The 20478-nt window shown below is 58.6% G+C and carries 20 protein-coding genes and 3 tRNA genes; 14 read left to right on the forward strand and 9 right to left on the reverse strand.

The features are described from left to right. Window positions 1-16 precede the first annotated feature (16 nt). The 3 genes from MW046_RS08770 to MW046_RS08780 all read right to left on the reverse strand — a co-directional run bounded on the left by MW046_RS08770 (window position 17) and on the right by MW046_RS08780 (window position 1399). Window positions 17-838, reverse strand: a complete 822-nt coding sequence (locus MW046_RS08770; RefSeq protein WP_247992738.1) for a hypothetical protein — start codon at window positions 836-838, stop codon at window positions 17-19. 322 nt (window positions 839-1160) lie between these two features. After that, window positions 1161-1234, reverse strand: a tRNA-Phe gene (locus MW046_RS08775). A gap of 91 nt (window positions 1235-1325) precedes the next feature. Beyond that, window positions 1326-1399: transfer RNA gene (locus tag MW046_RS08780), tRNA-Val, on the reverse strand. A gap of 112 nt (window positions 1400-1511) precedes the next feature. On the opposite strand from MW046_RS08780, the gene MW046_RS08785 reads away from it, so the two are divergent. Further along, window positions 1512-2021, forward strand: coding sequence for a DUF192 domain-containing protein (locus tag MW046_RS08785; RefSeq protein ID WP_247992739.1), 510 nt, complete (start codon window positions 1512-1514; stop codon window positions 2019-2021). A 99-nt stretch (window positions 2022-2120) separates the two neighbouring features. Continuing rightward, entirely contained in the window at window positions 2121-4049 is a 1929-nt protein-coding gene (locus tag MW046_RS08790) for an ABC transporter ATP-binding protein (protein ID WP_247992740.1), read from the forward strand. 7 nt (window positions 4050-4056) lie between these two features. On the opposite strand, the gene MW046_RS08795 is transcribed toward MW046_RS08790, so the two are convergent. Beyond that, window positions 4057-4491 carry a GNAT family N-acetyltransferase gene (locus tag MW046_RS08795; protein ID WP_247992741.1) on the reverse strand — a complete coding sequence of 145 codons (435 nt, stop codon included), beginning with the start codon at window positions 4489-4491 and terminating at the stop codon, window positions 4057-4059. Window positions 4492-4687: 196 nt separating this feature from the next. Between MW046_RS08795 and MW046_RS08800 the strand changes: the two genes are divergently transcribed. Beyond that, entirely contained in the window at window positions 4688-5416 is a 729-nt protein-coding gene (locus tag MW046_RS08800) for a creatininase family protein (protein ID WP_247992742.1), read from the forward strand. A 67-nt stretch (window positions 5417-5483) separates the two neighbouring features. Here the strand turns inward: MW046_RS08800 and MW046_RS08805 are convergent, their stop codons facing one another. Beyond that, complete coding sequence (locus MW046_RS08805; protein ID WP_247992743.1) at window positions 5484-5900, reverse strand: DUF5790 family protein; 417 nt, start codon at window positions 5898-5900, stop codon at window positions 5484-5486. Window positions 5901-6006: 106 nt separating this feature from the next. Further along, window positions 6007-6342: a dihydroneopterin aldolase family protein gene (locus tag MW046_RS08810; protein ID WP_247992744.1), complete on the reverse strand. Its 336-nt coding sequence runs from the start codon at window positions 6340-6342 to the stop codon at window positions 6007-6009. A gap of 133 nt (window positions 6343-6475) precedes the next feature. On the opposite strand from MW046_RS08810, the gene MW046_RS08815 reads away from it, so the two are divergent. Together MW046_RS08815 and azf are read left to right on the forward strand one after the other, a co-directional pair. Further along, window positions 6476-7093 (forward strand): translation initiation factor IF-2 subunit beta, encoded by a 618-nt coding sequence (locus tag MW046_RS08815; protein WP_247992745.1) that lies wholly within the window; start codon window positions 6476-6478, stop codon window positions 7091-7093. Window positions 7094-7199: 106 nt separating this feature from the next. After that, window positions 7200-7991 carry an NAD-dependent glucose-6-phosphate dehydrogenase Azf gene (gene azf / locus MW046_RS08820; RefSeq protein WP_247992746.1) on the forward strand — a complete coding sequence of 264 codons (792 nt, stop codon included), beginning with the start codon at window positions 7200-7202 and terminating at the stop codon, window positions 7989-7991. Between the two features lie 6 nt (window positions 7992-7997). On the opposite strand, the gene MW046_RS08825 is transcribed toward azf, so the two are convergent. Further along, complete coding sequence (locus MW046_RS08825; RefSeq protein ID WP_247992747.1) at window positions 7998-8687, reverse strand: DUF309 domain-containing protein; 690 nt, start codon at window positions 8685-8687, stop codon at window positions 7998-8000. A gap of 90 nt (window positions 8688-8777) precedes the next feature. Here MW046_RS08825 and MW046_RS08830 point away from each other — a divergent pair, with 90 nt between their 5' ends. The 3 genes from MW046_RS08830 (at window position 8778) to MW046_RS08840 (ending at window position 10208) form a co-directional block, all read left to right on the forward strand. After that, complete coding sequence (locus tag MW046_RS08830) at window positions 8778-9218, forward strand: MaoC family dehydratase (RefSeq protein WP_247992748.1); 441 nt, start codon at window positions 8778-8780, stop codon at window positions 9216-9218. Window positions 9219-9267: 49 nt separating this feature from the next. Then, window positions 9268-9342, forward strand: a tRNA-Ile gene (locus tag MW046_RS08835). A gap of 161 nt (window positions 9343-9503) precedes the next feature. After that, complete coding sequence (locus MW046_RS08840) at window positions 9504-10208, forward strand: hypothetical protein (protein WP_247992749.1); 705 nt, start codon at window positions 9504-9506, stop codon at window positions 10206-10208. 34 nt (window positions 10209-10242) lie between these two features. On the opposite strand, the gene MW046_RS08845 is transcribed toward MW046_RS08840, so the two are convergent. Next, window positions 10243-11247 carry an AAA family ATPase gene (locus tag MW046_RS08845; protein ID WP_247992750.1) on the reverse strand — a complete coding sequence of 335 codons (1005 nt, stop codon included), beginning with the start codon at window positions 11245-11247 and terminating at the stop codon, window positions 10243-10245. Between the two features lie 114 nt (window positions 11248-11361). Between MW046_RS08845 and rnz the strand changes: the two genes are divergently transcribed. From rnz to MW046_RS08875, 6 genes are all read left to right on the forward strand, one after another. Next, the gene (gene rnz / locus MW046_RS08850) at window positions 11362-12282 is read left to right on the forward strand and encodes a ribonuclease Z (protein ID WP_247992751.1); all 921 of its coding nucleotides are present in this window, start codon (window positions 11362-11364) and stop codon (window positions 12280-12282) included. A 78-nt stretch (window positions 12283-12360) separates the two neighbouring features. Next, window positions 12361-13218: a PhzF family phenazine biosynthesis protein gene (locus tag MW046_RS08855; protein WP_247992752.1), complete on the forward strand. Its 858-nt coding sequence runs from the start codon at window positions 12361-12363 to the stop codon at window positions 13216-13218. A 754-nt stretch (window positions 13219-13972) separates the two neighbouring features. Then, window positions 13973-14413: a hypothetical protein gene (locus MW046_RS08860; RefSeq protein ID WP_247992753.1), complete on the forward strand. Its 441-nt coding sequence runs from the start codon at window positions 13973-13975 to the stop codon at window positions 14411-14413. 285 nt (window positions 14414-14698) lie between these two features. After that, window positions 14699-15511 (forward strand): sulfite exporter TauE/SafE family protein, encoded by an 813-nt coding sequence (locus tag MW046_RS08865; protein ID WP_247994755.1) that lies wholly within the window; start codon window positions 14699-14701, stop codon window positions 15509-15511. 8 nt (window positions 15512-15519) lie between these two features. Further along, window positions 15520-17991 carry a heavy metal translocating P-type ATPase gene (locus MW046_RS08870; protein WP_247992754.1) on the forward strand — a complete coding sequence of 824 codons (2472 nt, stop codon included), beginning with the start codon at window positions 15520-15522 and terminating at the stop codon, window positions 17989-17991. Window positions 17992-18248: 257 nt separating this feature from the next. Next, window positions 18249-20243, forward strand: coding sequence for a DUF460 domain-containing protein (locus tag MW046_RS08875; protein ID WP_247992755.1), 1995 nt, complete (start codon window positions 18249-18251; stop codon window positions 20241-20243). A 3-nt stretch (window positions 20244-20246) separates the two neighbouring features. Here MW046_RS08875 and MW046_RS08880 read toward each other — a convergent pair whose 3' ends face one another. Next, window positions 20247-20435, reverse strand: coding sequence for a DUF7470 family protein (locus MW046_RS08880; protein WP_247992756.1), 189 nt, complete (start codon window positions 20433-20435; stop codon window positions 20247-20249). Window positions 20436-20478: the final 43 nt, after the last annotated feature.

Here is a 20478-nt window from a genome sequence, read left to right on the forward strand (position 1 = left end):
AGAATATAATTTGGGTTTAAAATGATTGTAGCTTGGCTTGACTATTAGTAGATTTCTGAACAGACCCATCTGTCATTGATAACAAGACGTCGTGGATCTCTTTGCTCTGCTGCTGGATATCCAATTTGGATGGGTAGCGGATATTATATTTCCCATTATGGAATATTGTATGAATATTTCCTGAACTATCTTTTCTTCTCACTTCATAAATATCAAATAATTTAACGAGCTCGTCAATGATGTCTGCTCGTTGGAGGTCCTCATCTTGCTGCTCAGTACTGAATTCAGCTCGAACAGCTACATTACTGGCATTCTTGACGTGGCTCCCTATATCAGTATCAAGATCTACATCGTCTACAATACCATTTTTTCTTTTCAGTTTCAGCCCACGTACCTTCCATGCCTTATCATAGAATTGTTCTATCCGTTTTGGCTCAAATTTGTTTTTACGGCCACACTCAAAGTCAATTTTGAGCGAGTATTTTCCGATAAGATATTCTAGAGCATCGCTATCTTCAACTTGAGATGTAGACTCACATGCATATTTACCGTCTTGAGTCAGTAAAAATCTCATCATGCGAGCGGGGGTATTTTTACCGATCTGAATCCTTCCTCCATCAATTTTCGGATGATTTTCAGATACTTCTTGGACATAGCGTACAAAGAAATAATCATCAGATTTATAATATTCATCTCTATCAGATTTTTCCTGTATTCCTAATTGCCTTCCCTCTTGTTCGATCAGTCCGCTCTTTTTAACCTGTTCAGCGATAATATCCAGCGGCGGCAGTGATTCATCTGTCTGTATCTCCCCAAAATACATCTTAATTTCGGCCATATGGATAATACATGCTATCTATCCATATAATTTACTGAATCACAAGAAAGTGAATATAGTGGTGTAGTCTGTTTTGCTGTCTTATCTGTGTCGAGCATAACCCTCGCTTCCGGCGTCTTTCGATTTCCCGCTCGCGGGAACGGGAACAGCTCAATCTTCGGTTGAGTGCCGGTGTCTCGCGATGAACGAAATGAACTGCGGTTTCACCGGATGCGACCGAAGGGAGCGTCCGGGAGGTTTTTCCCCACGTTTTTACGAGGGGTAGTTCCCGCAGCGAGCGTAGCGAGCGAGGAACCCCGACGACATAAAAAGTGGAAGCGTATGCCGCCTCCCGGATTTGAACCGGGGACAGCTCGATCTTCAGTCGAGTGCTCTCCCAGTCTGAGCTAAGGCGGCTCATACTGAGCAACGACGAGGAGTTGAAAAAGCGTTTCGAAACGCTCGGCCAACCCACGGAAGTGGACGGCGCTTTCCCCCTCAGTACTCATGGGTCCGGGCGGAGTCGAACCACCGATCTCGTCCTTGTAAGGGACGCGTCATAAACCACTAGACCACGGACCCACACCCGAACACACATCCCCGATCCGAATAACACTTTCCGTTCGCCGGTCGCCCGCTGTTCACTGTGCCCCTGTCGGGACTGTTTAGTTCTTCCCAGTCCAACCTCGCTCGAATGGTCTCCCGACGGGTCCGGAACTATCTCGGCGTGTTCCTCGTGTGGCTACTCCTCGTCCTTGTCCTCGTAAGCGCTGGCGTGATCTCGCTTCCGATCCCAGCACCGTCACCGGACAGCTACGACCACGCCACGGTGACGATCCACGACGAGAACGGGACCCGTCTCGGTAGCGTCGACGCCCGCGTCGCCGACACCACCCACAAACGATACATCGGTCTGAGCGACACGGAACACCTTCCCCGAGACGAAGGAATGCTGTTCACCTACGACGCCGCCCAGAACCACACTTACGTGATGCGAGAGATGAGTTTCCCCATTGACATCGTCTACATCGGGGCGGACGATCGGATCACGTCGATTCACCACGCGCCGAAACCGCCCGAGGGAGCTGACGGCAACGAGTATCAATACCCCGGCTACGGCCAGTACGTGCTGGAAGTGAACCACCACTGGACGACCGAACGGGACGTCGAGGTCGGCGATCGAGTTCGGATCGAGAACGAATAGAACGAATCCACCGATCGCTGTGAACTGCGAACACGGGTATACGTGGTGTGTTGACAGCTTCCACTAAGTCTTTTGCAGAATCCGATTGTATCGTAATGAATGGAACATACCGCCGACGAAGATGACCCGTTTGAGGAGCAACGGGAGAACGCGACGAGTCCGATGAGGCGGTTGTTTGCGGAGTATGGCCGTAAAAACCCGATCGCGTTCGCGAGTGGTGTGAGCGCTAGCATCGTTGCACGGATCCTCGATCTACTTCCGCCGTTGTTGCTCGGTCTTGCGGTCGATGCGATCTTCTACGACGAGAAGGCGTTTTCCCTCTGGATCGTGCCACAAGCGTGGCTACCGACGACCGAATCCGATCAGCTCGTCCTGTTGGCGTCCCTCATCGCCGTCTCCTTTTTCGGTGGTGCGGCGTTTCACTGGACGCGCAACTGGGGATGGAACGCGTTCGCCCAGAACATCCAACACGACGTCCGGACGGACACCTACGACAAGATGCAGCGGCTGAACATGGACTTTTTCGCGGACAAACAGACCGGTGAACTGATGTCCGTGCTCTCGAACGACGTCAACCGTCTCGAGAAGTTCCTCAACGACGGCATGAACTCCGTGTTTCGGCTGTCGGTGATGGTCGTCGGGATCGGCGTGATCCTCCTCGCCAGCAACTGGCAACTCGCACTGATCGCACTGCTCCCGGTGCCCCTCATCGCCGTCTTCACCTACAAGTTCGTACAGACGATCCAACCGAAATACGCTGAGGTACGATCATCGGTCGGGCAGGTCAACTCCCGGCTCGAAAACAATCTCGGTGGCATTCAGGTGATCAAAACCACTAACACTGAAGGCTACGAATCCGACCGGGTCGATGACGTGTCACAGGACTACTTCGATGCGAACTGGGACGCTATCGAAACCCGAATCAAGTTCTTCCCCGGACTGCGGGTGATCGCCGGGATCGGTTTTGTGCTCACGTTCGCCGTCGGGGGATACTGGGTGTTCTCTTATCAGACGACGGGAACGGCTCCCGGTCCGTTCACCGGAGAACTCCTGGCAGGCGAGTTCGTCGTGTTCATCCTCTACACCCAGCGGTTCATCTGGCCGATGGCCCAATTCGGACAGATCATCAACATGTACCAGCGCGCGTACGCCTCTTCAGCCCGGATTTTCGGGTTGATGGACGAGCCGAGCCGGATCGTTGAGGATCCCGAGGCCGAGGAACTCACCATCTCAGACGGTGCTGTCGAGTACGACGACGTGACGTTCGGCTACGACGAGGAGACGATCGTCGAAGACGTTTCGCTCACGGTCGATGGCGGCGAGACGGTCGCGTTGGTCGGACCGACGGGCGCGGGAAAGTCAACCGTGTTGAAGCTCCTACTCCGGATGTACGACGTCAACGAGGGTGCGATCCGAATCGACGACCAGGACATTCGGGATGTGACCATCCCGAGTCTCCGCCGACACGTGGGCTATGTGAGTCAGGACACGTTCCTGTTCTACGGCTCGGTGGGTGAGAACATCGCATATGGAGCGTTCGATGCGAGCGATGAGGAGATCGAGGCGGCCGCAAAGGCCGCAGAAGCCCACGAGTTCATCACGAACCTTCCGGAGGGCTACGACACCATGGTCGGTGAACGTGGTGTGAAACTCTCGGGCGGCCAGCGCCAGCGCATCTCCATCGCGCGAGCGATCCTCAAAGACCCAGAGATACTCGTGCTCGACGAGGCGACCAGCGACGTCGACACCGAAACCGAGATGCTCATCCAGCGCAGCCTCGATCGGCTCACGGCAGACCGGACCACCTTCGCCATCGCACACCGGCTCTCGACGATCAAAGACGCTGACGGCATTCTCGTCCTCGAAGACGGACGGGTCGTCGAACGAGGCACACACGAGCACCTGATCGACACCGATGGGCTGTACGCCCATCTCTGGGGAGTCCAAGCGGGCGAGATCGACGATCTCCCACAGGAGTTCATCGATCGGGCCACGGAGCGACAGGCTCAAACCGGAGCCGACGACTGACTGATTCTCATCGCAACGGCTGTTTGTACACGTAGCTCGCCCGTTCCATGTCGGCCCGCTCTTCGTAGAACCGGTGTGCATCTGTTCTCTGCACGCCAGAGGACAGCGCGACGAGTTCACACCCTTGCTCGTCGGCCCACTCTTCTACGAACCGCAACAGTGCCAGTCCGTGGCCCGACGACCGGTGATCACTATCAGTGACGAGTTCACACACCCATACGTGACGACCATAATACATGTTCACTTGGATCTCAATTCCGGCGAGCGCGACGATCTCGCCGTCTACCAGGCGGGCGAACAGCCGGTAGCCCTCTGCCGTCATCTGTCGTACGTAATCGAGATACGCTTCTTCATCGAGATGGGTCCGTAGTTGTCGCATCACCGGGAACGCCGATCGCCACTCCGCTTCGGTTACTAGTTCCTGAATGTCCGTTTCGGCCATCCATTGTGCGGAGGGGAGATCGTCATTAACCGGTATCGTTCTCCGCAATAGCGACCGACGAACAGCTTTTGGACGCAGGCAAACGATCGATGATCTACCAAGCACACCAAATATATGAAAGATACTGTTAGGAAACGACCATTCCGGGGGACGGCTGTCCCGTTCGTTTAAATCTATTGTGCCCCCTTGGGGTGATATGCAGCTTTCGGAGAGCACCTGGACAGATGTCGAGAATGCCGACACCGATCTCGCGTTGCTTCCCGTCGGCTCGACCGAACAGCACGGTCCACACGCACCGCTCGGGACGGACACGGTGATCGCATCCGCCGTCGCCGAGACCGCGGATGAGCACTACGACGGCGATCTCGTGGTGGGGCCGACGATTCCGGTCGGGGTAGCGGAGGAGCACCGGCATTTCAACGGCACACTGTGGGTCACAGAAGAGACGTTCCGGCGATACGTTCGAGAGACGATCGAGAGCCTCATCCATCACGGTTTCAACCGTGTCGTCGTCGTCAACGGCCACGGTGGCAATGTGGATGCGCTTCGGGAGTGCTGTGCTGCGATCTCTCGACACAACGCCGCATACGTAGTTCCGTTCACGTGGTTCGAAGCCGTTTCCGGTCGAATGGGACATGGCGGAACGCTCGAAACCTCTCTCATCAGTCACCTCCAGTCGGAACTCATACACGACGATCGACTTCAGGAAGCGACGGAAAACGGTACCGACCACTGGGGTGAGTGGCAGTCCGGAACGAACCTCGCGTACGATTCCGCGGAATTCACTGAAAATGGCGTCGTTGGTGATCCCTCGCGGGGGGATGGCACACTCGGCGCGGAGCTGTTAGACGAAGCTGCCGACGCGCTCGTCGAACTGATCGAGACGGTATCGGTACGCGGGCTTACTCAGCCCGAACGCTGGTAATGGCTCGATCCGCTATGCTCGGGATTTCAGTCGTCCCAGCCGGATCGATCACCCGGCACACTCGTTTCTAATCCGACTCGTCGCGTTCCTCGTCGGTATCGACCGATTCGAGCATGTTTCGTAACTCCGGAATCGTGCGTGTGAGATCACCGACTTGCTCGTGTGCGGTTTCGAGATCCTCGACGATGGTTTCGAGCTGTTCGATCTCCGCATCGAGATCGTCAGCGTCGTCGAACGCATTCGCCCGTTTGCCCATCGTATACCACTTCTTGGCGTCTCGTAGGTGTGTCGTGGCGTCACCCGTCTCAAGCGATGAGTGAAGGGCATTGAGCACTCCAAGGCTGTTGTCGGCCTCGACGGTCCAGATCGATTCGGTGTCGGGGAGTGCTTCCCGGGCCGTCGCTAAACTCGACTCCACGTCGGTCCGGATTTCGTTCGCTGCCTCTCCGAACAGCTCGTCGTCGTCGAGGGTCGTTTGACTCATGGTAGGCGGTTTATTCCGGGTGAGTATAAACGCCCGCCCGAGACCGAAAGTGAAATAAAAGACCGTTCTATCCAGTTGTCGGTAAGTGATCGTGGATCAGGGTCAGCTACTCCTCGACGATGTCGACGACGCGCATGAGGGGGTAGCCGTCTTCCATCTCCATTTCGGCGTGGACGATACAGTCGGCGTACTCGATACGGAGCGTGACGTCCATGTACTCCCCGGTGAGTTCCGTGTACCCACGGGTGGTTTCGAGCTTGTCGGTGTGAATGTCGACCGACACAGCGCTACAGCCGGGTTGGTTTTCGATGCTTTCCTCGATCGCGGTTTCAAGACTGTCCGCGTTCTTGGCACTAACCGGGGTGCCGGCGAACTGATGATAGAGCGCCCCGAATTTCACGCCTGCCTCGAAACAGGCCGTTTCGCGGTCCGTCGGGTCCATAGGGGGGTTCGTATTCCCGTCACTAAATGCCGCCCGATTTTGATCCACCGGATGCGAGCTTGATTCGAATCATACCCCCCATGTGGCGGTGTATCTCGCAACGGGTTTACGGCTCAAGGTCCTTCTATCATGTATGGATTACGAATCGAGCCTCGATAGAGCCATGGATGCGGTTCCGGACATCCAATCAGAGGGTGAACGTCTTTCGGTACCCAATGCCAGCGCACAGAAAGACGGTGCGTTCACTCGGTTGACGAATCTCGAAGATATCGCCGAGACGGTGTCTCGATCGCCGGATCATCTTCACCGGTTCATCCAACGCGATCTCGGGACGAACGGCAAACTCGACGACGGCGTAGGCCGATACAACGGCACCTTTTCGGGTTCCGATTTCGATTCGGCGATCGACTCTTATGTCGACGTGTACGTCCTCTGTGCGGAGTGTGGACTACCCGATACCCGTCTCGTGACCGAGGATGGTACGCCGATGCTCAGGTGTGACGCCTGTGGCGCGTTCCGTCCGGTTTCGAAACGCCGCCGGAGCACAACTCAAACCCAACAGCGCGATGCGATCGAGGAAGGCAACACCTACACGCTTGAGATCGTCAGCACTGGACGAAAGGGTGATGGGGTCGCCGAGCGCGGAGAGTATACGGTGTTCGTGCCGGGGGCCAACGAAGGTGATGTCGTCGATGCCTACATCGAGAACATCTCTGGCTCGCTCGCGTTCGCACGGTTGGTATCGAACTGATATAGCTCGATTCGTTCGCTACTGACTCTCTCGTGAATGTTTCACGTTCTGTAGCAGCCACTCAAACCGCACGATTCTTACTGTTAACCCTCCTTTTGTCGTGTGAATGGCTACGTCGGTGTTGCTCACAGGGGCCGCGGGTCGGGTTGGGGGTGCCATCCTCGGTGGTCTCGGACAGAAGTATGACTGGCGATTGCTCGATCGGGAGCCGCCTCCCACGGAGACGGGCACTAGTTCCGATCTGGAGTACGACGTTACGAATCACGAGTACATCGCGGCCGATCTCTCCGATGCCAGTCGCGTCCGCGAGTCGATGACCGGTATCGATGTCGTGGTTCATCTCGCCGGCGATCCCCGTCCGGAAGCCGCATGGGACAGTGTGCTGACGAACAACATCGATGGAACGCACACCATCTTCGAGGCTGCACTCGATGCTGGCGTCGAGAAGGTCATTTTCGCCTCTTCGAACCACGTCGTCGGGCATTATGAAACCGAGCGCAAACCCGATATCTACCGGAGTAGTGATGATTACAGGCTCGATGGGACGGAACTCCCCCGGCCATCGAACCGGTACGGCGTGAGCAAAGCTACGGGTGAGATCATCGGCCGGTTTTTCCACGATGAGCACGATCTGAGCGTCATCTGTGTCCGAATCGGCAATCTCACCAAAGATCATCCCCCCATCGACTACGAGCGTGGACAAGCAATGTGGCTCTCCTACCGGGACTGCGCTCACCTATTTGACTGCTGTATCACTGCTGATGTCGATTATGAGATCGTGTACGGTATCTCCGACAACGACCGCAAATACTACTCGATCGATCGCGCTCGCGAACGACTCGGCTACAGCCCTCAGGACAACTCCGCCGACCACGCCGAACTCGAACCCCGGAGTTAACCCCTCTCACTCGAACAGGCCTTTCACGTCCGATTCCTTGGTCGTTCGACGACGAACGTGCTCAGATAACCGTTGGCGTGCGGTGTCGCGTGTGATACCGTCGCTCCGAAGGATATCGACAAGAAGCGTAACGAACGGACTCGTCGCTTGTCCCGCTTCGAGATCGGCCCGACCATACTCGATCGCGCGCTCGATCAGTGTTGTATCCCCCTCGTGCTCTTCTGTAAGCACGCGCGCCGCGATGGCGAGCGCTCCGAACGGGAGCGCTTCGAGCCGCACTCGTTCACCAGCCACGACGATCTTTGTTGGTGGCTGACGCTCGATGCGTTCTGGATCCCGTTCCAACGCCGTGAGGTATTCACGGAGTGGATCGAGTGCCACCGCGTGGTGGGTCGATCCCAGTCCGGTGAGGTACTCGTGTCCGCTTCGTGCAAGCCCTGTCGTACCCTCCCAGTTGCGTTGATCGGCGTGGTACACCGCCGCGGTGTACTGGATCAGTCCGTTGAGTAGATCTCGGTCGGGACCCGACTCTAACCGGAGCCACACCGATTCCCACGCGTCGTGGGCCGCGTGGAACTCCCCGGCGTTGTAGATCGCCGCTCCAGCCCGGAGATGCGCGTCGAAGTCCTCCGCCAGTTCCGGTCTCGTGTCCGTCGTCCCGTCTAGCTCGTCGTCTACCGTTGAGTCGGGGTCCATGTGCTCCGATTGGTCTCGTGAACGCAAAACCGTCCCGCCGACACGGGATCGACACAGCAGCGTTATCCATTTGCTCACCGGAAATCAGGTATGCTGTCCGGGTATTACGAAGACATCGAGATCGGCACAACACGGGAGTTCGGCAGCTACACCGTCGAAAAAGAGGAGATCGTCTCGTTCGCCGAGCAGTACGATCCCCAACCGTTCCACGTTGATGAGTCCGCCGCCGAAGAGTCGATCTTCGGTGAACTCGTCGCCAGTGGGTGGCACACCGCAGCGATGACGATGCGGATGCTCGTCGATAACAGTCCAGACGATTCGCGCGCGATGGGAGCCGTCGGCGTCGATGAGTTGCGATGGAACGAACCCGTTCGTCCCGGAGACACGCTTTCGGTACGGACCGAAGTCATGGATAAAGAGCCGTGGGATGATGATCTCGGGCTCATTCGATCACGTACGACTGTCTTCGCTGGCGACACCGAGGTCATGGGCATGACCGGGCGCGTGCTCTATCAGAGGCGAGTGGAGTAGCGCTAGCACCGTAGCGTTAAAGACATCAGACCGAAAACAACCATCCAGAGGGCCCTTAGCTTAGTCTGGTCAAAGCGATCCGCTCATAACGGATTGATCGCTGGTTCGAATCCGGCAGGGCCCATTCCCACGGACCCGACGCCGACGCATCTCCCATCTCCCGCCCCCGATTATATTCATTCGTAGCTCCATACGGACTGGCACGTAGCGATCGCTGTTTGCGTCCCGTTTATGACTGGCTAAGCAACGATGCGCTGATACGGGATGAGTCCAAAAGGAAACCGAATGAGCCGACGACGAGGTCCACGGGGAAGAGAAAGAGACACCACGAGCAACCAGAGTCAACGGATATTACAAGTTGTGCTCATCGGTGCAGGGGTGCTGTTTCTGTTGATCGGGGCTGTGATCGCAGCAGGGATCAACCTCCCCGGCACTGACGCGTTATCGGACACTGGCGATGAGAGTAGCAGTGCGTCGACGCCTGCTCCGAAGCAAACACCGACGACGACCGAGCAGGTTCCCGACACCACGACACAGACGACGCAGATGACGACCCAAACGACGACACAGCCAACAGAGACAGCAACACCGTCCCCCACGCCAACGACGCAAACGACCACGACCACGGAAGCAACCCGGACGGCTGCCTCAGGAGGGTTGAGCATCGTGGATACCACCGATCGGAACGGCAACGGGTACGTCTCTGATTTCAACATCACGGTCAAGGCTGATACACGGCTGCCAGACAGAGATCCAGACGGTAACGGAGATCCGTATCTCTCAGTCAAAATCAACGGGCAACCGTTCGGACAGACGGATGTGCTTACCCCGTCTCCAAACGGGGCATATACGATCGGTATCGAACCATCAGATCTCCAACGGTACAAACAAGGACCACTCCAAGTGACCGTCCAACTGATGGACAAAGACTCCGGCCAGGATGAACAGATCAACACCTGGACCAAAACCGTGAAATACGAGTCCGAGTGAACCGAATCGGTGTGGCAGCCCACGTCGTTGGGAGCTATCCGTTCCGCCCGAGTTCGGCCAGTAGTCGCGCGAGATGGAGTCGGTCGTTCGTTCCTTCGGTAAGCTCTGCGTCCACTTCCCCGGCGAGACGGTGGATCTCGGCGCGTTTTTGCCCCGAGTATCGCGAGCGCGCGACCGACAGCACGTCCGACAGCACCTCCGTACCGCTGTAACCGTCCTCAATGAGGAGGTCATCGAGCGCGTTTCGTGCGTCAGTGAACTGCCCGTCTTCAGCGGCGCTGAGCATTTCTTCGACGGTGTCTGTGAGTAACACTTCCCCGAGCGCTTCGTAGGCTGCCGTCATGGTTACTTCGCCGTGTTCCTCGAAGGTGGTTTGAGCACCGAGGATGGCCCGGCGAAGATCACCGCTGGCGTAGCCAGCAACGTACTCGACACCGTCGCCGTCGTATTCGACACCTTCGGCGTCAAGCATCTTGTCCAGCACCGTCACGATCTCGTCGTGTGTCGGCGCACGCACAGGAACGGTGAAACACCGCGATCGAAGCGGCCCGATCAGCGTTGCGGGCTGACGAGTGGTGATGACGAACTGGGTGGTGCGGTGGTGCTGTTCCATGATCCGACGCAACGCCTGTTGGAAATCCTCGCGGATCGATTCGGCGTTATCGAGGAGGATCGTCTTGTAGGTTCCCGTGACGGGGGCATACCCTGCCGACTCTTTGAGCACGTGGTTGATCATCTCCCGTTTCGAGAGTCGGCTTCGTCCGGTGAGAAACGGCGCGAACCGTGGATCGTTTTTGATCTCCGTTTTCGTCCGAGAGAACACGTCGTCAACGTTGATCTCGATGAGATCGTTGGCAGGATCTTCGTGGGTTTCGGCGGCGAGCGCCCGAACGGCAGCGGTCTTCCCGGCCCCCTTGGGTCCAGCGAGGATGAGATTCATCGGTTCGTCGACGACACGAGACAGTTCATCACGCACCTGCTGCTGTGGAAGCGATTCGATGGTAGGCTGGTGGGTCTCGATCCACAGCGGCGCGTCCATATCCATCCCTCGATCCAAACGGGTAAGAATCGGTCGATTCCTCGATCGCGGGACGGTCGGCGTTCGGTTTTTGCGTTTCGAAGCGGCTATCCGGCGGGCAGGGCCAGTAGATGTATGTACGTGACGTTTCTCGGGACGAGCGGAGCGATTCCCTCGGCCGAGCGCAACACCAGCGCGATACTGGTTCGACGGTCGGGCGAGCGGTTTCTCTTCGACTGTGGTGAGGGGACCCAGCGCCAGATGATGCGATATCAAACGGGATTCGACGTGTCACACGTGTTTCTCACGCATCTCCACGGTGATCATATTCTTGGTCTTCCGGGGTTGTGTCAGACGTGGGATTTCAACGACCGTGAATCACCGCTCGCGGTCCACACGCCGCCCGGAACGAAACCCGCTATCGAGTCGTTGCTCGGGGTTGCTGGCACGGATCCCGCGTATCCGGTGTCCGTCCACGAAGCTCGTCCTGGATCGGTCGTCGTCCGCGGTGAAGAGTACGAGATCCGTGCGTTCAGAACCAACCACCGCACCCAGTCGGTCGGCTACGCACTGATCGAAGACGAGCGAAAGGGGCGCTTCGACCGTGAAACGGCGGAAGCGCTCGGCGTGCCCGTCGGCCCGAAGTTCGGGGAACTTCACAGCGGCAACTCGGTCGAACTGGAGGACGGAACGGTCGTCCATCCTGAACAGGTCGTCGGTCCGCCTCGTCCCGGTCGTCGGCTCGTCTACACGGGGGACACCCGACCGACGGATGTGACTGTTTCGGAGGCTAGAGACGCCGATCTGTTGATTCACGACGCGACGTTCGCCGACGATAACGCTGCCCGCGCCCAACAGACTCATCACGCCACCGCCCGAGAGGCAGCAGACGTAGCTAGCCGAGCCGGCGCGAAACGGCTCGCGCTCGTTCACGTCTCGACCCGCTACGGCGGTGCCGTCGATAGACTCGAACACGAGGCCCGTGAGGCGTTCGACGGCGAGACGTTCGTTCCCGACGACGGCCAAGAGATCGAGGTTCCGTTTCCCGATGAGTGAATGCTGTCCGGTCGTGGGGTGTGACACTACTTCCCATTGGCTATCAACGCTTTTCCTGATCCGGTGAGCAATCTTCGTATGCGTTTTCACATCGTAGACGTGTTTACCCAGCGCCGATACGCCGGTAACCAACTCGCAGTGGTCGAAAGCCGTGGTGAGCTGTCCAGTAAGACGATGCAACGGATCGCCGCGGAGATGGACTACTCCGAGACCACGTTCATCGAATCGTTTGACGCCAACGGTGGGTACGACGTGCGTATTTTCACCCCCACCGAAGAGATCCCCTTTGCTGGCCATCCGACGCTGGGAACGGCAGCCGTTCTCCGAGAGCGAACCGCGGAAGATGGTGATCGAGACGCTGAGATCGCCCTTGATCTTCCGGTCGGAACGATTCCGGTTCGGAGCGAGCACGACGGCGAGCGGGAGACGCTCTGGATGCGCCAACAGCAACCCGAGTTCGGTGAGCAGTTGGATCGAGAACCGGTTGCGGCTGCGTTGTCGCTGTCTACTAACGAGCTGTCGGCTGACCAGCCTGTTCAGATCGTCTCGACGGGGCTTCCGACGATCGTCGTACCCCTCACCGACCGCAGTGCGCTCGAAGCCGCCACCATCGACCGGTCGGCCTACGACGCACTCGTCGAATCGAGGGACGCAAAGAACGTGTTCATCTTCTGTGATGAGCCACGCAACGACGACAACGATCTCGCAGCACGGATGTTCGCTCCCTATCACGGCGTGCCAGAAGACCCTGCTACGGGTAGTGCAAACGGCTGTCTCGCGGGCTATCTGGTCGAACAGGGGACTGACGACGTGGCGCTCCGCGTCGAACAGGGCTATGAGATGGGTCGCCCGTCGTTGCTCCATCTGCGCGCGGACGAACACAGCATCGAAGTCGGCGGCTCAGTCGTTCGGGTCGCTACCGGTGAGTTGCTGTAAACCCACTTTTTTTACGGGAGGGTGCGCAAGGCGCACCCTCCCGTAAAAAACCTGGACTAAAAAAAGCCGCTCGCTGCGCTCGCGGTGACTACACTTGCATCTCCCGCCTCCGCACCGCTCCGCGACCGCCTCCGCAACGCTCCGCACCGCTTACTACCTCTGCTCAGAAACGATTGTGAATTAAGTCGAGGGAACGTCCGTCCGACGATCGTTTCGAGTGCGACACGACGTAACCGTCGGTGAAACAGTTGTTAGTACAAAATAACATTACTGATTCCATCAGTACCTTTATACGTGATGGGGTAACGAAGAGTAAATGAGAACGCCAGTGCGCCCGTTGGCGTGCGCATTCGTTGAAACGCGCCGGGTGTAAGAGGCACCCGACGCTGGGGTTCTCAGCGGCAAGAGACACCCATGACTGGGAACGAAGCAGAGACATGTAACGGTGTCGAATCGTATCAGAAACGTGACCAGACACCTATTTTCCGCTCGGGTGGCTGCGCCACCCTCCCGCAAAAAATCTGCATTGCAAGAGCGAAGCTCTTGCAGGCTCCCAGATGGACTTCGTCCATCTGAGAGGACCAAAAAAAGCCGCTCGCTCCGCTTCGCTACGCTCGCGGGAACTGCGCTCGTGGGGCAAACGAGATGACGTTGCCGGTATTTCAGTTTTGGGATCGGCTTGGCGAGTCGGTGAACCTCTCGACCGTGGCGGATCGGGGGAAAATCTCGAAGGCTGAGCTGTACCACGTTGTGGATGTGGAGACAGGAACGTGGTGTCGGCCCTGTCGGAGTACGGGCTGCGCACGCCACGCAGATCGAGGAGATACTGGCAACGGCCGGGCTTGGCCAGTCACAAATGGAGTACGACGACCTCCCCGGTATTGCGAACGTCACGCGCTACGACGCGGCAAAGGAGCTGGTCGTCGCTGGCTGGTTCGAGAACGGTGGCCGCGTGCGCTACCACGAACAGCATGACGGCACCATCGTCCAGTCGGTGTATACACCCAAAAGCGATCGAGAGCCAGCCGAGATGACTGAACAACCGGACGCAACGAGTGCGCCCGCCACGTTCGTCACGACGCTGGCGGCGTACTGTCACTATCGCCAGCATGGGGATCTCGATGGCTTGCGCCAGCAGTATCCCGAGGTCGCATGCGTCGTCGGTGAACCGCCAGCTGTCCACGCAGACGACTGAGAATAACAGAGTCGGCGGAGGCGGTCGCGGAGCGGTGCGGGCAGGTCACTCACCGCGAGCGAAGCTCGCGGCTTTTTTTAGTCCAGGTTTTTTGCGGGAGGGTGCGCAAGGCGCACCCTCCCGCAAAAAAAGTGGGTGTTGAACCACAACGCGTAATTGCGACTCGTTCCTACGTCCACAAAATCAATGACCCCGCTGTCCCTCGCTGTCGCCAGTGGCCTTCGACTTCTGGCTGCTAACCAGAACGCGTTGCATTCTGGTGATGTCGTCGGTCAATCTCTAGCGATGGGACCCGGTGTGCTTCCCGCGGTGAGCGTTGGCGGAGAATACGATCTTCTCGTGTTCCTTTCGATCGGGTTGTTCGGCGGAGCGCACTGTCTCGGCATGTGTGGCCCGCTCGTGACGACGTACGCCGAGCGAATGGAGACGGACGACCGATGGGAGGGCGCGCTCACGTCGTATGAAGTCCGCCAACACGCGTTGTTCAATCTCGGGCGGACGGTTGGATACGCGACGCTGGGTTTCGTGTTCGGATTGCTCGGCGCGCTGTTGTACGAAACCGTCAGCCTCGCGGGCGTGATCACCCCCGTACAGGGCGGTGTCGGCGTCCTCGTCGGTGGCATGATCATCGTCATGGGGGCGACACGGCTGGGGGGCTACCGGCAAGGTTCTGTCGAAGCGGTCGTTTCGAAAGCCGGTGTCGGTTCGCTGTTCGCCCGGAGTTACACGCTCATCTCCACCCGGATCGATCGATGGGTAAACGGCGTCGGTATCGTCGGTCTCGGTGCGCTTCACGGGCTGTTACCGTGTATGCTGCTGTATCCTGCTTTCCTGTACGCCTTCGCGCAGGGATCACCGGTGTACGGCGCGCTCGCACTCGGTGCGCTCGGTCTCGGCACTGTCCCCACCGTGTTCCTCTATGGCACACTCATTCAATCAGTGAGCTCCCGGCAGCGACAGGTCGTTCACCGAGGTCTCGGGGTGCTGTTCGTGGCGCTGGGCTACGTGTTACTCACGATGGGATTCATGCGTTTTGGCATCGAACTCCCGATGCCTGATATCCCGTTCTATCAACCACTCGATCAGATGATGCACTGACACCAATCATGTCAACCTGTTCACTGTGTGATCTACAAATCGACGGCCAGCCAATCACTGAGGAGACCGCGGACGGAACGGAGCGGTTTTGCTGTCGGGGCTGTCGGGAAATCGCCCGACTGATCGATGACACTGAATCGGAGTCCGAAGAGGCTGCGGATTCGATTCCGGTGTCGGTCGACGATATCAGAGAACGCGTTGCTGCGGACTCGACTGGTTCGTCCGTTCCGTCCGGTGCAGACGATGCGGAGACAGCGTACCGTTCGGTCGATGGAATGCACTGTAAAACCTGTGAGGGGTTCATCGAACTGCTCGCGACGGAAACCGACGGCATCTACGAAGCAGAAGCGAGCTATGCGACCGAGATGGTCCGTTTGGTGTACGATCCAGACACGATCGAGGAAGCATCGCTGTCGGACGCCGTGAGTCGGCTCGGGTATCACGCCAGCGCGCCCGACGAGGAGGATAGCTCGCTCAGAAATCGACTGGAGTTCGGTCGGTACCGCGCGATCATTTCGGTGATACTTGCTATGCCGGTGATGTTCCCGTATTTGCTGTTCATCTATCCGGTGAACCTCGGGATCTACCAGGAGAGCTTTCTCTATGGGGGAACCATGGCGTCGATGGTGTTCGCTCCGCTCGCGGTGTGGAGCACGCTCATCGTGCTCGGACTGGGCTATCCGATCTTCCGAGGCGCGTACGTGAGTCTTCGCGTCGGCCAACCTAACATGGACGTGCTCGTCTCGATCGCGGTTGGGGCAGCTTATCTCTACTCGATAGCGACGTACGTGATGGGCGGTCGTCATCCCTATTTCGACGTTGCGGTCATGGTGCTCGTTGTCGTGACCGTCGGGAATCACGTCGAGTCACGGATCAAACGAACGGCGCTGGGGAACCGATCCTCTCTCACTGAATCCCGGGTGACTGATGCCCACCGCCTTGCCGAGGATGGAACCACCGAAACGATCTCCGTGGAGGCGTGTACGGCCGGCGATCGGCTGCTCGTCAAACCCGGCGAACGCGTACCGATCGATGGAACGATCGTCGACGGGACGGCCGCCGTCGATGAATCGCTCATCACGGGCGAGTCGATCCCGCAAACCAAGACCGTCGGCGACCGTGTGCTCGGCGGGTCAGTGCTGACTGACAGCACAGTGGTTCTCGAAGTTGGTCCCGACGGAACCAGCACGATCGATCGGCTCATCGAACTCCTCTGGAACACCAAAAGCAGCGATTCGGGAACACAACGACTCGTCAATCGGTTTGCGGTCGTGTTCGTTCCCCTCGTCCTCTTGCTGGCGGCCGGTACCACCGGGGGGTGGTTGCTGAGTGGTGCTCCCGTTAGCACGGCCGTGATGATCGGGGTGTCGGTGCTGGTGATCTCCTGCCCGTGTTCGCTCGGGATTGCAACCCCACTTGCGCTGTCGGCCGGAACTCGTGACGCCTCATCGGACGGCATTCTCGTCCTCAACGACTCCGTTCTCGAACGGATCGACGATTCGGACATCGTCGTGTTCGACAAGACGGGCACGCTCACCACGGGCGAAATGAGCGTTGCTGACGTGATCGGTGAGCAGCCATCGGAGATCCTCGCCCGAGCGGCTGCCGTCGAACGTCGGGCGAGCCATCCACTCGCCGCGGCGATCGACGAGGCAGCGCCTCCGACGCCCGACCGGTCGGTCAGCGGGTTCGAGCGCGATGAACGCGCAGTCTCTGCCCTCGTCGACGACGTGTGCGTGGTCGTAGGTCATCCCGACACCTTCGATACCAAGGAGTGGACGATTCCCGATACCGTACAGGACGCCGTCGAGACGGCCTATCAGTCGGGCGTCCATCCCACAGCAGTCGGCTGGAACGGCACCGTTCGCGGCGTTATCACCGTGCACGACACCCCACGTAATGACTGGGAGATGGTCGTGAGCGAGTTGGCCGAGGACGATCGGGAGATCGTCGTGTTGACAGGTGACGACGAGCGGCTGGCGCGGCGCTTCGGTGAGCACGATTCGGTCGATCACCTCTTTGCTGGTGTGCGTCCGGAATCGAAGCGGGCCATCGTCGGCGGGCTGTGTGAGCGGGGTACGACGACGATGGTCGGCGACGGCACCAACGACGCCCCTGCGTTAGCCAGCGCTGATCTGGGGATCGCCGTGGCCAGCGGCACCGAGCTGGCGATCGACGCCGCCGATGCGGTCATCATGGACGATCAATTGACGTCGGTTCCGACGATCTTCGAGCTGGCCAGCGCGACCCGCCAGCGGATCAAACACAATCTCGTTTGGGCTGGACTGTACAACGCGGTCGCCATCCCGATCGCCATCGCCGGACTGATCACGCCGCTGCTTGCCGCCGCTGCCATGGCGGTGAGCAGCCTGCTTGTCGTCTACAACTCGAAACGACGGCTCATCCCCGAACGGAGCGATGATCGAGCGGTCTCGGATGGTGAGGTGTCGGGATACGACGTGGACTCACAGCCAGCGTGAAGGGTGTGGGTGGTACGAAAATCTACTGATCGGCGTTCGAAGCCGTTTCGAGGAGCGTTTCGGTCCAACGTAGTTTGTTATTGAACACACTCGTTGAAATCTGATCTGGATTCGGGTCCAAGACTGTCTGTCTGAACTCGTAACGTTCGGATACGAGAACGCTAGCGTTTTCTCGGGCCAACGGGATGGGGACCCGTTAAAATTCGAGTGTTGCGTCGCGCCATGGATTTATGTCCGCCGTGTGCATAGCGAACGGTGTGAATACCCGCGCGAGTGCACTCGACGCGGTCGTGTTCGGGGTCGACATCCAGAGTGGCGACGTGCGTGGTGATGCGCCCTCGTATGCTGTCGTCGCGTTCGACGGCGAACAGATCGACCGTGATGTGGTGTCGTTTCGAAAACTCCGCCGGCTGATCGACCGCGAGGAGCCGGCCATCGTTGCGACGGACAACACCTACGAGCTGGCGGCGGACAAAGACGCCCTCGTTCGGTTGCTCCGTGAGCTTCCGGCCGGAACGAAGCTGGTACAGGTCACCGGTGCCCAACGACCCGAACCGCTCTCTCGGGTCGCCTCCAGACACGGCGTTCCCTACGGGAAAAAGCCGATGAAGGAAGCAGAGGCCGCCGCGCGTCTCGCGGCTGCAAACGTCGGACAGGAGGTGCGTGCGTTCTCAGATACGACGACCGTCAAGGTCGCCCGCGGCCGATCGACCGGCAACGGTGGCTGGAGTGAGGATCGGTACACCCGACGGATTCACGGCGCGGTCAAAACCACTGCTCGGGATGTCGAATCGGACCTACGAGACGCCGGACTCGATTTCGAGGTGGACCGAACCGAGAAGTACGGCGGTCTCTCCCGGGCGGTGTTCACCGTCGAGAGCCGTCCCGACGAGCTTCCCGTCTCGCGGATGCGTTCAGGCGACGTTCGCATCGAGATCGAACGAGAACGACGCGATGGCATCGAGTACCAGCCGCTTGCCAAGCGACGGGACCACGTTCTCGTCGGAATCGATCCCGGAACGACGACCGGCATCGCTATCGTCGGACTCGGGGGCACCGTGTTGGACGTGTCCTCGACGCGCACCGGCGACACCGCTGACGTCATCGAATGGATCATCGAGCGCGGGCGGCCGATCGTCGTGGCTGCCGACGTGACTCCGATCCCTGAGACGGTCGAAAAGATCCGTCGGAGCTTCGACGCCGCCGCGTGGACGCCTGAACGAGATCTCCCTATCGATCGCAAACAACACCGAACGCGGGAGAACAGCTACGACAACGACCACGAACGGGACGCGATGGCCGCAGCGCTGTTTGCGTTCGACGACCACGAAGATCAGTTCGAACGGATCGCGCAGAAGATCCCGGCACGATTGGATCGAGGAGCGGTTACTGCACGGGTGGTTGCAGGCGAGGAATCGGTCGAAACCGTCGTTGCCGATCTCACAGACGACGAAGGATCTTCGGATACGGATACGACCGACGAGTCCCCCGAACGCTCGCCCGAAGAGAAAGAGATCAAACGGCTGAACGAACGCATCGAGCGGCTCGAATCACACATCGAAACGCTCGAAGAGACGATCGACTCGAAAGACGAGCGCATCGCGGAGTACGAACGAGAACTGAGCGATGCCCGGCGCGCTGAACGGCGGAAAGCCCGTAAAAACGAAGCGGTCACGCGACTTGAGCGCAAAACAGAACAGCACCAGCAGACGATCGAACGCCAAAGCGAGGAAATCGACACTCTCGATAGCAAACTCGAACGGCTCAAAGAGCTCTGGAAGATCGATCATTCTAATTTCGCAGACGTCTCTGAAGAGAAACAGGGTCTCGTCCCGGTGAAAACCGTCGATCAGTTCACCATGCGGGCGATCGAGCGCGCGGACGAGCAGTACGGACTGATCCCTGACGACGTGATCCTCCTTCGGGACGCTAGCGGAGCGGGAAAAAGCACTGCACAACGGCTGGCCGACTGTGAACCCCGTCTCGTCCTCCGACAAGGCGGATTGAGCGATGTCGCTGATGAGGTGCTGTTCGATCACGACATCCCGATCGCGCCCGCCGAGGTGGTGACTATCCAAGAGATCGACGAGCTAGCGGTTGCGCGCGAACGGGAGATATCGGCCGCCGTCGACGAATGGCACGAACGCGCCCGCGATCGCAGACGATCCCAAAAGTCGGAACTCGTTGACAAGCTCATCAGCGAACACCGCGCGAACCACGAACCGGAACGCGGTGAACCGACCAGTGGTTGACACTCACAGCATCCCACTCATTCCCATCGCCTCGAGCGCGTAGCCGATCACACCCCGAACGACGAGTGCCGTTCCCACAAGTACGAGTGCGATTCCTCCAGCGATCAGAGGATCGACAAGTGCCGTGAGTGCCAGTCCGGCAACGATGATAATCACCCCGACGATTCCGATACGACCGAGTCGATCGATCATATCCACGCTAACAGGCGAACACGCCATAAACCCTCAGATACGC

The sequence above is a fragment of the Halocatena salina genome (assembly GCF_023115355.1).
GTDB classification, from domain to species: domain Archaea; phylum Halobacteriota; class Halobacteria; order Halobacteriales; family Haloarculaceae; genus Halocatena; species Halocatena salina.